Annotated in this window: 13 protein-coding genes; 9 read left to right on the top strand and 4 right to left on the bottom strand. The window is 37.3% G+C overall.

All coding sequences use genetic code 11. The features are described from left to right. Window positions 1-76 precede the first annotated feature (76 nt). The 4 genes from ACFOOI_RS09095 (at window position 77) to ACFOOI_RS09080 (ending at window position 4,365) form a co-directional block, all read left to right on the top strand. The gene (locus ACFOOI_RS09095) at window positions 77-397 is read left to right on the top strand and encodes a heavy metal-binding domain-containing protein (protein ID WP_379837244.1); all 321 of its coding nucleotides are present in this window, start codon (window positions 77-79) and stop codon (window positions 395-397) included. Window positions 398-565: 168 nt separating this feature from the next. Beyond that, a complete protein-coding gene (locus ACFOOI_RS09090) occupies window positions 566-2,986 on the top strand; it encodes an endonuclease MutS2 (RefSeq protein WP_379837242.1) in 2,421 nt (806 codons plus the stop codon). A gap of 121 nt (window positions 2,987-3,107) precedes the next feature. Further along, window positions 3,108-3,320 carry a PspC domain-containing protein gene (locus ACFOOI_RS09085; protein ID WP_379837240.1) on the top strand — a complete coding sequence of 71 codons (213 nt, stop codon included), beginning with the start codon at window positions 3,108-3,110 and terminating at the stop codon, window positions 3,318-3,320. Window positions 3,321-3,408: 88 nt separating this feature from the next. After that, entirely contained in the window at window positions 3,409-4,365 is a 957-nt protein-coding gene (locus tag ACFOOI_RS09080) for an OmpA family protein (protein WP_379837238.1), read from the top strand. 6 nt (window positions 4,366-4,371) lie between these two features. Here ACFOOI_RS09080 and ACFOOI_RS09075 read toward each other — a convergent pair whose 3' ends face one another. After that, window positions 4,372-5,322 carry a threonine ammonia-lyase gene (locus ACFOOI_RS09075; protein WP_379837236.1) on the bottom strand — a complete coding sequence of 317 codons (951 nt, stop codon included), beginning with the start codon at window positions 5,320-5,322 and terminating at the stop codon, window positions 4,372-4,374. Between the two features lie 124 nt (window positions 5,323-5,446). On the opposite strand from ACFOOI_RS09075, the gene ACFOOI_RS09070 reads away from it, so the two are divergent. The 5 genes from ACFOOI_RS09070 (at window position 5,447) to proB (ending at window position 10,792) form a co-directional block, all read left to right on the top strand. Further along, complete coding sequence (locus tag ACFOOI_RS09070; protein WP_379837234.1) at window positions 5,447-6,493, top strand: DUF4056 domain-containing protein; 1,047 nt, start codon at window positions 5,447-5,449, stop codon at window positions 6,491-6,493. Between the two features lie 134 nt (window positions 6,494-6,627). Continuing rightward, the gene (gene asnS, locus ACFOOI_RS09065; RefSeq protein WP_379837232.1) at window positions 6,628-8,070 is read left to right on the top strand and encodes an asparagine--tRNA ligase; all 1,443 of its coding nucleotides are present in this window, start codon (window positions 6,628-6,630) and stop codon (window positions 8,068-8,070) included. Between the two features lie 19 nt (window positions 8,071-8,089). Continuing rightward, entirely contained in the window at window positions 8,090-9,178 is a 1,089-nt protein-coding gene (locus ACFOOI_RS09060) for a complex I subunit 1/NuoH family protein (RefSeq protein WP_379837230.1), read from the top strand. A 3-nt stretch (window positions 9,179-9,181) separates the two neighbouring features. Continuing rightward, complete coding sequence (locus ACFOOI_RS09055) at window positions 9,182-9,751, top strand: hypothetical protein (protein WP_379837228.1); 570 nt, start codon at window positions 9,182-9,184, stop codon at window positions 9,749-9,751. 6 nt (window positions 9,752-9,757) lie between these two features. Further along, window positions 9,758-10,792 carry a glutamate 5-kinase gene (gene proB / locus ACFOOI_RS09050; RefSeq protein WP_379837226.1) on the top strand — a complete coding sequence of 345 codons (1,035 nt, stop codon included), beginning with the start codon at window positions 9,758-9,760 and terminating at the stop codon, window positions 10,790-10,792. Here the strand turns inward: proB and ACFOOI_RS09045 are convergent. The 3 genes from ACFOOI_RS09045 to ACFOOI_RS09035 are packed head-to-tail and all read right to left on the bottom strand — an operon-like array spanning window position 10,787 to window position 12,562. Next, a complete protein-coding gene (locus ACFOOI_RS09045) occupies window positions 10,787-11,386 on the bottom strand; it encodes an IMPACT family protein (RefSeq protein ID WP_379837224.1) in 600 nt (199 codons plus the stop codon). The genes proB and ACFOOI_RS09045 overlap by 6 nt on opposite strands. A 57-nt stretch (window positions 11,387-11,443) precedes the next feature. Beyond that, window positions 11,444-12,010, bottom strand: a complete 567-nt coding sequence (locus tag ACFOOI_RS09040) for an OmpH family outer membrane protein (protein WP_379837222.1) — start codon at window positions 12,008-12,010, stop codon at window positions 11,444-11,446. A 27-nt stretch (window positions 12,011-12,037) separates the two neighbouring features. Further along, window positions 12,038-12,562, bottom strand: coding sequence for an OmpH family outer membrane protein (locus ACFOOI_RS09035; protein ID WP_379837221.1), 525 nt, complete (start codon window positions 12,560-12,562; stop codon window positions 12,038-12,040). Window positions 12,563-12,680: the final 118 nt, after the last annotated feature.

Raw genomic sequence — 12,680 nt, 5'->3', positions numbered from 1 at the left:
TTTTATCCCAATTGTAATGTGGGATTATGCTTTTTGCATTTATTTTGAATCATTAAAATAAATCAAAATAAAAGCTATGTTATTAACAACGACAAATTCAATTGAAGGCCGCAGCATTACAGAATATAAAGCCATAGTTACGGGTGAAACCATAATTGGAGCCAATATTTTCAAAGATTTTTTAGCGGGTATTAGAGATATAGTAGGAGGAAGGTCAGGTTCGTATGAGCGAGTACTCAGAGAAGCAAAAGATACCGCCATGAACGAAATGATTGACCGTGCGAGAAGATTCGGTGCAGATGCAGTGGTGGGGATAGATTTCGACTACGAAAGTTTAGGTAAAAACGGAGGTATGCTTATGGTTACGGCCTCTGGTACAGCGGTTATGTTGAGCTAAATGTAATTCAAAAAAATATTTAAAAAAGGACGGTTCAAAGCTTTTGAATCGTCCTTTTTATTTTATTAAAGCGTAACTTTGTGTTTTATTTCAAAAAAACAAACCCTACACGCCTAGTTTTGGTTTGCTTAAGGAATAACAAAATTTACCAAACATTTAAGACTTAGGATGCTTTATCCAAAAAATATAGAACAAAAATTAGGTTTCGACAAAATAAGAGAACTCCTTTCAGAAGAATGTGTGAGCTCACTTGGAAGGTCGTTTGTAGATAAAATCAGATTCTCAGATAAGTTTGATCAGATTAAAAAAATGATTGACCAAACGGCTGAGTTTAGACTTATTATTCAGCTGGAGTCCTCGTTTCCAAATCAAAACTACTTAGATGTGACGGCTTCGCTCAAAAGAGCAGCCCTTGAAGGTGCTTTTTTAGATGAAGAGCAGTTTTTTGATATAAAACTTTCGTTAACTACTATTCAGCAAATTATTCATTTCTTTAAAAATAAAGAAGATGGCCGATACCCTAGGCTAAAAGAGTTAATGCAAACTGCCATTCCAGAGTATAATACCTCTGGTTGGGCCGACTTAATTGCCGAAATAGGCGGTGTGATTGACGAGCGGGGTATAGTGAAAGACAATGCCTCACGCGAACTTTATGAAATCAGAAGAAAACTAGCGGTAGAGCAGCAAAACGTAAAACGCACCTTAGAGAGAATATACCGAACAGCCCGAAACTCAGGGTGGATAGGCGAAGAAATGACACTCACGGTCAGAAATGGCCGTTTGGTTTTGCCACTTTTGGCAGAGCATAAGCGTAAACTTTCTGGTTTCGTGCATGACGAATCCTCTACTGGGCAGATTGCCTTTGTTGAGCCCGGTGAAGTTTTAGAGGCCAATAATGAGATTCGTGATCTCGAAATTAGAGAGCGAAGAGAGGTTATCAGAATATTGGAACAGCTCACCGCCAGACTTAGGCCACATATTCCGGCTCTTGAAAAATCATATTTCTTTTTGGGGTTAATGGACTTCATACGAGCAAAAGCCCGAATTGCACAAAAAATAGACGCCACCAATCCACTATTGGTAGAAGACACCGTAGTAGACTGGCAAAATGCAAAGCATCCTGTTTTGTATTTGGCACACCAAAAACAAGGCAAGTCTGTAATTCCGCTAAAGGTTAATTTGACGGCCGAAAATCGTATTTTGATTGTCTCTGGTCCAAATGCCGGTGGTAAATCTGTAATGCTAAAAACCATTGGTCTCATTCAGTATATGGCCCAGTGTGGCTTGTTGGTGCCTGTAGCTCCTGACTCTAAAGTGGGTGTCTTTAAAAACCTTTTCATAGACATTGGCGATGAGCAAAGTATAGAAAACGATTTGAGTACATATAGTTCTCACTTGACCAATATGCGTCATTTTTTGGCGAATACCGATAGCCGTTCACTTTTCTTGATAGATGAGTTTGGAACAGGAACCGAGCCAAATTTGGGAGGAGCTATTGCTGAATCTATTTTGGAGCAATTGGTAAAAAATAGGGCTTTTGGCGTGGTAAATACGCACTATACTAACCTAAAGGTTTTTGCCGATAAAAATGAAGGGTTGATAAATGGAGCCATGAAATTTGATGCCGAGCATCTCGAGCCACTTTATGAACTCGAAACGGGTCAGCCGGGAAGCTCTTTTGCCTTAGAAGTGGCACAAAAAATTGGTTTGCCAAGTGGTATTATCCAAAATGCCAAAAGGAAGTTGGGTAAGAATCAAGTTAATTTTGAGAAGTTATTAAAGGAACTTGAGATCGAAAAAAAGGTTTTCTCGCAGCAAAATGCCGATTTGCAAAAAGAAACAAGAGAACTCAAATCTAAAATAGAACAATATAACGGACTAAAGGATTTTCTGGAATCGGAAAAGAAAAGACTCGTAAACGACGCCAAAGACCAAGCAAAGAATATATTAAAAGAAGCCAACAAGAAGATTGAAAGTACTATTCGCGAAATTAAAGAGGGAAAAGCGGATAAAGAACTGACCAAGTTATTAAGGGAAGACTTGGTAGATTTTGAGAAAAAAGAACTTGTGGTAGAAAAGCCAAAGCTTATTAATAAAGAGCCGATTATTAAAAAAGAAAGCGGCGAAATAAAAGTAGGCGACTTGGTTAGAATAAAAGGGCAAACCACATTAGGAACCGTAGGGGCACTCAAAGGCAAAGACGCAGAAATAATTATTGGAGAACTCAAATCTAATGTTAAGTTGGTGCGTTTGGAGAAGGTGTCAAAGAAAGAATTTAAAGAGGTACTAAAAGAAGCAGCCAAAGAAAACCTAAAGGGTTTTAATATAAATGAGCGTATGTCTCAGTTTAGCTTTAATCTCGATATTAGAGGAAAACGTGGCGAAGAGGCACTCGGTTTGGTAGATAACCTCATGGATGACGCCATTTTGCTCGGGTATCCGCAGCTGAGAATCGTACACGGCAAAGGCGACGGAATATTGAGAAACCTCATAAGAAACCACCTTAAGCTCTATTCGCAGATAAAAAGTGTGGCAGACGAACACGCAGATAGAGGTGGGCAAGGCGTAACACTAATAGAAATGAAATAAAAGTTTTGGCCAAATAGTCTGGCTTCCACTCTTAAATAAAAATAACCATTCATCTACTTTGCATTGCACAGTACCATGTTTGGTATTAGTTTTGAAGTATCAAATTAAAACAAACAAAAAAATGAAAAAGTTATTCAGAATAAAAGGACAAGAAAGTATGTTGGGTGGAGTTATGACGGGTTTATCAGAGTATTTCGAGATAGACGTAACTTTGCTAAGAGTTATAGCAGTTGGAATGTTTTTCACTCCCGTGCCTATAGTTTTTATGTATCTGATTATGTGGGCTGTTATGCCTAATAAAAAATATGATCACGCATCGATAGTGGTGAGCTAATTTAAATCCCCGGTTGAAAAATCGGGGATTTTGTTTAGTATAGCTACGCCAAAAAAATGTATATTTGGTCACAAAAATATTGTTTTCAATGCGTCTATTCGCTTTCCTTCTGATTTTTATTTCTCATTCTTCCTGGTCGCAGCGAGAGGCTTTATACTATTTTGACAAAGGCTTAGCTGAGTTTTCGTATGCGTTTCCTGAGCTTTTTGTAGAAGGTCAAAGAGGAAGTTTTAAAAAGGAAGTAGTGGAGAAACTAGGCAAAGAACCACGTGTGGTATATCTGATTCCACGCAATTCGGGTTTGATGTTCGATAATTCAAAAATCAAAAATTTCATTTCCGGCTCTTATGGTATCGAAATGTACTTTAGGTATGACGAAGCCTCACTTTTGCTTTACAGTCAGTTGCTTGGAGACGAAGTGGGTGCAAAGCAGGGTAAATACGTGCATCTGGTAACCACACGAGATGCCGCCACCAAAAGGCTCAATATTTATTTGGAAGGTAAACTAAAGTTTAGTTTTATAGATGTTGACAATAACATGGAGATTGACAACACCGCGAAAATAAGTTTTTTTAGAGAAGAGGGCCGCGAAACTACTTCAGGAGCGGTAGCCATGATTAAACTCTACGACTTTTTTATAGATGAAGAAACTGCTAAAAACCAATTTGAAGTTTTTTCTAATCCAATAGAACTTCAGAAATCTAAAATAGAGGGTGTGCTTAAAAATCTCTATTTTGTACAAAGTAAATCGGTTTTGTTGCCGGAGTCTAGCCCTGAACTTGAGGTAATGAGTAGTTTTTTGAAAACAAACCCTAAGTTAAAAATCGAGTTAAGTGGCCATACCGATAACCAAGGAGACTTTAACCTCAACCTGAAACTGTCAAAAGAACGAGCAGAAGCTGTTAAGGAGTTTTTGGTAAAAAGTGGAATAGATGCCAAAAGAATCAAAACCAAAGGTTACGGCAGTTTGAAGCCCATAGCCAGCAATGCCACAGAAAGTACCCGTAGTAAAAACAGACGCGTAGAGCTAATTTTTATCAATTAAATCGGGTTAAAATTTGAGTTTGGCTAAATCTACATTTCCACCAGAAAGAATAATCCCTATTTTTTTGTTTTGAAAAGCAGCTTTGTTTTTCAAAAGAGCCGCAAAAGGAACCGCACATGAAGGCTCTATTATAATTTTAAGTCTATCGTATATCAACTTTAAAGCCGCCAATATTTCTTCATCACTCACAGTGAAAATATCAATGACGGTATCAAGTATAATTTCCAATGTCTTGTCAGAAAGGTTCGTCAATAAGCCATCTGCTATGGTGTTTATGTAAGGTGCCTTCTCTATTTTTTTACTCTTGAAAGACAAAATAGCATCCGCTGCACCTTCAGGTTCACCAGCGTAAACTTGTACTTTTTTGCCGAAATATTTGGCCGAAAGCCCTGTTCCACTTAACAAACCACCGCCTCCAACAGGAGCAAAAATACAGTCGAGATCTACCTGTTCTTCCATTAGCTCTTTCGAAGCTGTAGCTTGACCCGCTATCACATCATAGTTGTCAAATGGATGAATAAACTCCGCTCCGTATTTTTCAATTATTTCTTTTACACCGTTTTCTCTTGCTTCCAGATTTGGCTCACAAAAAATCAATTCAGCACCCAATTCTTTTACCCCATTAATTTTTATTTCTGGAGCATTTTTTGGCATAACTATATAAGCCTTTGTATTTAATAGTTTGGCGGCCAATGCTATCGCCTGGGCATGATTTCCAGAGGAATGTGTACAAATTCCCTTTGAAAGCTTTTCTTTTGGTAAAGAAAGTGCCGCATTTAGGCCACCTCTAGCCTTAAAAGCTCCAATTTTTTGTAGGTTTTCACATTTAAAAAATAATTCAGCACCGCACAGTTCATCCAAGAAATCAGACCTAAGTACTGGTGTTTTAACTATATAGGGTTTTATTCGCTGATGTGCTGCAACTATATCGGTTTGTTGAGGAATATGCTGATTCATAATCAAAAGTTTTCTTTGTTCGGTGTTTAAGGCCAAAGATAAACCGTAATATTTGAACAAAAAACATCTAATATTTGTATTTTAAAAACGTTATTTATTAAAATGCGTCCATAAATATTTAATAATGAAGTACTTTTTACAAGTTTTATTTTTTGCTCTATCTTTCAATGCGTTTGCTGAGGCCCCAATTATTTTAAATAAAAACCTCAAAACGCCTCCTCCTCGCATTATTCGCACCTGTTGCTCATTTGGTGCTGATGTGAAAGTGGCGGGTATTCCTTTTCTAAAAATCACCGAAATAACAGAAGTTTCTAAAATAGGTGCTCATAAGTTTTTGGGAGCAAAAGAAGAAAATAATGGCATAGTTTATACACAAAACGGTGGTTTCATTGATTTAGGTCACCTTAGAGACATTGCGGATTTTACAGGGTATCTGTATAGCTATATTCAAAGTGAAAAAGAAAATGAAAACTTTTCCTTAAAACTTGGAAATGAAGCCGGAATGAAAACAGTTTTATTCAAAATAGACGCAGATATTTCAAATTATGATGCAGCCCAATTGGCTGGAAAAATCGCATATGATCTATCTGTATGGCACGAAATATCGACTTATTATGGTGCTTCATATATTCCTATGGTCCCTGAGCGATATTCGAGTTTTTCATTGGAAGACGCGTATTCTAACCTTTTAGGTGTTCACTTGGGTATAAAATCATTATTGTCTGATAAGCCATTCGAAGAAAGTATGACTGACTTAATTAGTGAAACCCTCGAGAAATTAGAGGTAGTGCCGAGCAGAGAAGATACCTACGATGCTATGATAGCCGTCAGAGATATTTGGTGGTCAGGAAAAGCCAAGTTGCCGAGCAGAAAAGTGCTTATCAAAAGACAATTTGAAGTTTATGGCAAAGTTTTGCCTTTACTTGTTGACGAAACTCGTTTTGAATATGCCAATCAAAATGGCCTAGTAGTACCTCATGAAACTTCTACACAGCAAGATATTAATGCCCTTTATTCGCTTAATATTAAGCCAAACTACAAAATACCTTACGATAAGATTTTTGGAGATGTCTCAAAAGAAAAGGTGATTACTCAGTTAGATTTTCCTGCATTAATTGCCTACGCCAAAGAAGATTCTGAAAAAGATCTTTTGGAGAATTATAAAAAGTAGTATTCGATAATTTGTTTTTTTTAAGATTCAAACTCGATTTTGTAATTCTTCTTAGTTTTTAAGGCTCAAAACCCTTAATTTTGCGGTTTCGTAATTTCATTATTTTATTCGAAACAAAACAGATAGAAGAGTATATGCAAGTTAAAGAGATTTTGTTGCAAAAGCCTGATGGTCAGGATATAGTAGCTAAGGGATGGGTAAGAACTAAAAGAGGACAGGCAAATATAGTTTTCATAAATATAAATGACGGATCCACTATTTCTAATATCCAAGCGGTAGTAGAAGACGGAGTTATTTCAGAAGATATCCTTAAAAAAATCACGACAGGTGCATGTATTGCCGTAACGGGTAAGCTTGTGGCCTCTGCTGGAGCAGGTCAATCTGTAGAAATTATTGCTTCTGAAATAGAGGTTTATGGTATTGCCGACGAGACTTTTCCGATGCAGCCCAAAAAACATAGTCTTGAATTTTTAAGAGAAAAAGCACACCTAAGATTCAGAACCAACACTTTTGGTGCTATTTTTAGAATCAGACATGCCTTGGCATTTGCCGTACACAAATATTACAACGATAACGGTTTCTTTTATTTACATACGCCTATCATTACGGCTTCTGACGCCGAAGGTGCAGGTGAAATGTTTAGAGTAAGTACTTTTGAAGCCAACAAGGCTCCATTGGCGGAAGACGGTTCCATAGATTACACACAAGACTTTTTTGGAAGAGAGACTTCACTCACCGTTTCAGGTCAGTTAGAAGGTGAATTGGGTGCTTTGGCACTTTCTAAAATCTATACTTTCGGACCTACTTTTAGAGCTGAAAACTCAAATACTACACGTCACCTTGCAGAGTTTTGGATGATAGAGCCAGAGGTTGCCTTTTATGAATTAGAAGACAACATGAACTTGGCCGAAGATTTTGTAAAATATGTGATCAAATACGCTTTAGAAAACTGTGCGGATGATCTAGCATTCCTAGAAAAACGCTTGTTGGAAGAAGAAAAATCTAAACCACAAAACGATCGCTCGGAGCTTAGCCTATTGGATAAGTTAAAGTTTGTGGTCGAAAATGATTTTGAAAGAATAACCTATACAGAAGCGGTTGAGATTTTAATTCGTTCTAAGCCAGCTCAAAAGAAGCAGTTTCAATACGAAGTGGCTTGGGGCATTGACCTTCAGTCAGAACACGAGCGTTATTTGGTTGAAAAACACTTTAAGAAGCCCGTTATTTTGACTAATTATCCGAAAGACATCAAGGCTTTTTATATGAAGCAAGATGATGACAACGGAGCGGCTCCTGGCCCAACTGTTCGTGCAATGGATGTTCTATTTCCAGGCATTGGAGAAATAATTGGTGGTTCGCAGCGTGAAGACAACTACGAAAAACTACTAAAAAGAGTAGAAGAAGTAGGTATTGACCCAGAAAATATTTGGTGGTATCTAGAAACACGTAAATTTGGTTCGGCTCCTCACTCAGGTTTCGGATTAGGCTTTGAGCGTTTGGTTCTTTTTGTAACCGGAATGGGGAACATTCGCGACGTGATTCCTTTCCCAAGAGCACCAAAAACTGCTGAATTTTAATTATCTCAAATAGCTAAATATGTATATTCCACTTCTGATTTTCTTGGCTGTAGTAGGAGCAAACGTAATCGTGAGCGTGTATCTCGAGCGTAAGGTTTCTGCTTTTATCCAAGACAGGTTAGGGCCTATGGAAGTAGGGAAATGGGGATTACTTCAGCTAATTGCCGATTTACTTAAGTTATTTCAGAAAGAAGATATTATTCCGACAGGTGTAAACAAGACTCTTTTTAAGTTAGCTCCGTACCTGATTTTTGCCTCTATTTTTTCAGGATTTGCATTTATACCTATTTCGGGTGGCTTGCAAGGATCTGGCATACAGACCGGAGTGTTTGTTTTACTCGGAATAATATCTTTAGATATAGTCGGAATTTTGATGGCAGGTTGGGCTTCTAACAACAAATATGCACTTTTGGGTGCTATGCGAAGTGTGGCTCAAGTGCTCTCTTATGAAGTTCCGATGGGTTTGATAGTCCTATGTGTAGCAATAACCTGTTCTAGTTTAGATCTGCAAGAAATCAGTACACAGCAAGGTATTTTCTCTCCTGACGCCAATTATCTTTTGGGCATAAAAGCCTTGGGCATAAACACCACAGACGTTGGTGGATTTTTGACATGGAATATTTTCAGAAGCCCATTTTTATTTATTGGTTACATCATATTTTTTATCGCAGGTTTGGCTGAAGCTAACCGAGCACCCTTTGATTTGCCAGAAGCTGAATCGGAATTAATAGCGGGTTTCCACACCGAATATTCGGGTTTTAGGTGGGCCATTTTGTTTTTAGCCGAATACGGCATGATGCTTCTAATATCCTTAATGGCCGCAGTTTTGTTTTTAGGTGGTTGGAATACCCCCTTGCCTAACATCGGAAGTTTAAAACTTGCCACTTGGACTAGCGGCCAGCCCGATACATTGACTTTTCATATTTGGGGTGCGTTTTGGCTGTTTGTAAAGGCATATTTTGGTATGTTTCTACAAATGTGGGTGAGGTGGACTTTGCCACGTTTACGTATCGATCAGCTCATGTATTTATGTTGGAAAGTGCTAACGCCTATCTCATTGATTTTGGTGCTTATTTCTGCTTTTTGGCGAATCCTTATGATTATATAAATTATGCCGAAAGCAATTGTAAAAGAACTCGAACATAGTATTTTGACTTTACCTCAAAAAGAGAAAGATCGACTTTTGCTTCGACTTATTTCACAAAAGCCAATTTTGATTGAGCAGCTCCACTATAAACTTTTAGAAGATCCCGTTTTAGACTTAGAGGAGCGTTTTCAACAAGCAAAAGCTGACATTTCTACTCTTATTTTTATTTCTAAAGGGCAAAAAGAGAAGGCAATGCTGCAAAACATTAGAAAAGCCAATGCCACTATTACGCATCACAAACGCATTACATCTGACAAAATAGGCGAGGTTCGTTTAGCTGTTTTTTTGGTAGACTGTGTTTTAGAAACCAATAAGCTCGTTTTTGTAGAGGGGAACTTTAGTTTTTATTACGAAAAAGCATATACCTATATTCTGAAAAAAGTCTGGGCGATTTTGAAATTAATAGAAAAACTGCACGAAGATTATTTCATAGAATTTGAATCGGATTTAAATCGAATTTTGCATAATATTAACAATGGCCTAATGGCTCCATTGGCCAAGCAACTTAGTATTCCCAAAGAGTTTTCTTTTTAAGTGTTTATGGAAAAAGAATTAATAGTTTTAAAGTTTGGTACTGCCTCTATCACCAAAGTAAATGGTGAGCCAGATGTGGCCATATTAGCAGATATCGCCCGCCAAGTTTCTGACTTGCAACAGCATTTTAGGATCGTAATTGTGTCTTCGGGTGCGGTGGGTGCGGGTAAGCATTTTATAAAAAACTACGAAGCCACCATCAGTCAGCGAAAAGCCGCAGCTGCCATTGGCAATCCGATTCTCCTGAAAATGTATGCAGACGAGTTTGAGAAATACGGCGTGCGTGTAGCTCAAAGTCTTTGCGAAAGACAGCATTTCGCTAACCGCCAGCAATTTCTTCAGCTAAAAGAAACCTATCAAGAACTCTGGAAAAACAACATTATTCCTATCGCCAACGAAAATGATGTAGTAAGTAATAGAGAGCTGAAATTTTCTGACAATGACGAGTTGGCTACCTTAATAGCCGGTGGCTTTGGAGCCAAAGCTTTGATGCTATGCACAGTGTCTGGAGGTTTGTTAGATAAAGCCGGGCAGATAGTGCCATTGATAAACAAAATAGAGGAGGAAACCCTAGGGATGGTAAATAAGTCTAAATCTGACTTGGGTATGGGCGGTATGGCTTCTAAGCTTACGTTTACTAACCTAGCTACCAAAATGGGCATTAAAGTGGTTATTTTTGGTATGGGTAAGTCTGATGGGATATTAACAGCTTTAAATCAAAAGTCGGGTTCTACATTTTTACCTCAAAAAGTAAAAATATCTGCAAAAAACAAATGGATGGCTAGTGGCGGTTTAAGCGTCGGTAAAATCATTTGTGACGAAGGTGCAAGCAAGGCAATATCAATGCGTAAGAGTCTACTCTCTGTAGGTATTAAAGGTATTGAAGGTGACTTTGAGTCAGGAGAAGTGGTTGAAATATTAAATCATGAGTCTCAAACTATCGCGGTAGGTCAAGCCAAAATTTCTTCAGGAGATTTAAAGTTGCAAAATGGGCCAACAAATAGGGTAGTGGTACACGCCGATGACTTGGTGCTTTTATAATTCGGTAATTTCAAAAGCTCTAAAGTCTTCGAAAAGTTGAATGATCTGCTCACTTTGTTTCTTCTTCATTTCTAATTCAAAGTAGCAGTCTGGGTGATATTCTTGGGTGATTATTTTTAGGTCAAAATCCTTTACAATCCGCATCAAGTCATTCAAGTTATCAAAACCAAATCTAAAACTATACCGCTCTGTTATAAACTTCGTTTCTCTTTCACATGCTTCAAGGGTCATCAAAGCTGCTGTTTTGTAGGCGTTAATTAAGCCGGGTACTCCGAGTAGCGTTCCTCCAAAATACCTTACTACCACTATTAGAATATCCGAAATCTCTTGAGATAAAATAGCATTCAAAATAGGTTTACCGGCTGAACCTGAAGGCTCACCGTCGTCGTTTGCTCTGAATACATCTTGGCTTTCACCTAAGCTATATGCAAAACAGAAATGCCTAGCTTTAAAATGTTCCTGTCTTAGTTTTTCTAAAATAGGCTTAAGTTCTTTCTCGTTTTCAAACGGATATGCATATGCAATGAATTTACTTCCTTTGTCTTTAAATTCGGCCTCAGCTGTTTTTGAAAGTATGGTGTATTGGTATTCCATATAATAAAAAAGCCCCTATACCTTTTGGGTATAGAGGCAAATATATTCGCTAAAATATTATTTCTTAGGAGCTACAGCAGGAGCTGCTACTTCTTCTTTAGGAGCTTCAACACCCATTTTCTTGAATACAAGAGGTGTGATGTTGTCGCTTTCAGGAGCAACCAAGATTACAGGAGTTGTACCATATCCAGCATCTGAGTTAAGAACAAACGTGTATCCATGCTCTTTTGCTACAGCGTCAATTGCGGCTTGGATTTTATCCATAACTGGTGCAATTAGCTCTTGTTGCTTACGAGACAATGCATTCTCAGCATTTTGTTGTAACTCTTGAAGTTCGTTTTGCTTATTTTGTAAGCTTTTTTCTTTATCAGCTTTGATTACAGCAGACATAGAAGCTGCGTTTTTTTGATAATCTTCTAGAAGCTTTTGAGCATCAGCAAGTTTATCTTGGTATAGTTTGTCATATTGACCTTTTTCGGTCGAAAGTTTCGCTTGAATTTCTTTCGAATCGGGCATGTTTTGCAAAATATACTCTATGTTGGTATAGCCTAATTTAAAAGACTGTGCATTAATACTTAAACTTGCTAATAAAGTTAAAGCAGTAACAAATAGTTTGATTTTCATTTTGATATAATTAATAATTAAATTGGTTTACTTTTCCTTTTTTAAGTTTAGCCCTAGCTCTTCTATAAGGTAATCTGTATAGTCATGACGCGGGTCGGCATACATCATACTCATGTCAGAAGCTTTGTCAAAGATAAAACTAAGTTTATATTTTCGAGCAATTTTTTCAGACGATTTATATATTTCTTCCATTATTGGCTTCAATATCTCCTTTTTTTTCTGAAATAAGAGTCCATTTACACCAAACACACTATTGTTTAGTTTTTTAAAGTCTTCTTCTTTTGTTTCTATTTCAGCTAATTTTTCTTTTTTCATATCAGCAGTCAATAATATTTCTTCCTGCTGGTATTTCTCTTTTAGCTTTTGTATTTCACCGTATTTGGTCTCAATGTCTTTTGACCATTTCTCAGTAACTTGGTTCATCTGCTCAGTGGCAGTTTTGTATTCTGGCATTTTGCTCAAAATATACTCACTGTCGATATACCCAAACTTTTGAGCGATAACACTAGAATTTGCAAAAATCAAAAGTAAAAAAAATATCCTTAATTTCATTTGCTCTATTTTTTTGTGTCCCACTAATTTTATTTAATGGTTTACATGCTATTTGACTAAATGTTCTTTTAAAGGTTTCGCTCAAGGTGCTGCATTAACAGCTACTTAACAAATTTCG

Source organism: Lacihabitans lacunae, from assembly GCF_042649125.1.
GTDB classification, from domain to species: Bacteria; Bacteroidota; Bacteroidia; order Cytophagales; family Spirosomataceae; genus Leadbetterella; species Leadbetterella lacunae.
Note: the sequence above shows the minus strand (reverse complement) of the source record. Positions and strands in the feature narration are given on the sequence as shown.

Coding starts and splice junctions, on each gene's coding strand:
- ACFOOI_RS09095 (WP_379837244.1), top strand. CDS start 77: ATGTTATTAACAACGACAAATTCAATTGAAGGCCGCAGCATTACAGAA.
- ACFOOI_RS09090 (WP_379837242.1), top strand. CDS start 566: ATGCTTTATCCAAAAAATATAGAACAAAAATTAGGTTTCGACAAAATA.
- ACFOOI_RS09085 (WP_379837240.1), top strand. CDS start 3,108: ATGAAAAAGTTATTCAGAATAAAAGGACAAGAAAGTATGTTGGGTGGA.
- ACFOOI_RS09080 (WP_379837238.1), top strand. CDS start 3,409: ATGCGTCTATTCGCTTTCCTTCTGATTTTTATTTCTCATTCTTCCTGG.
- ACFOOI_RS09075 (WP_379837236.1), bottom strand. CDS start 5,322: ATGAATCAGCATATTCCTCAACAAACCGATATAGTTGCAGCACATCAG.
- ACFOOI_RS09070 (WP_379837234.1), top strand. CDS start 5,447: ATGAAGTACTTTTTACAAGTTTTATTTTTTGCTCTATCTTTCAATGCG.
- asnS (WP_379837232.1), top strand. CDS start 6,628: ATGCAAGTTAAAGAGATTTTGTTGCAAAAGCCTGATGGTCAGGATATA.
- ACFOOI_RS09060 (WP_379837230.1), top strand. CDS start 8,090: ATGTATATTCCACTTCTGATTTTCTTGGCTGTAGTAGGAGCAAACGTA.
- ACFOOI_RS09055 (WP_379837228.1), top strand. CDS start 9,182: ATGCCGAAAGCAATTGTAAAAGAACTCGAACATAGTATTTTGACTTTA.
- proB (WP_379837226.1), top strand. CDS start 9,758: ATGGAAAAAGAATTAATAGTTTTAAAGTTTGGTACTGCCTCTATCACC.
- ACFOOI_RS09045 (WP_379837224.1), bottom strand. CDS start 11,386: ATGGAATACCAATACACCATACTTTCAAAAACAGCTGAGGCCGAATTT.
- ACFOOI_RS09040 (WP_379837222.1), bottom strand. CDS start 12,010: ATGAAAATCAAACTATTTGTTACTGCTTTAACTTTATTAGCAAGTTTA.
- ACFOOI_RS09035 (WP_379837221.1), bottom strand. CDS start 12,562: ATGAAATTAAGGATATTTTTTTTACTTTTGATTTTTGCAAATTCTAGT.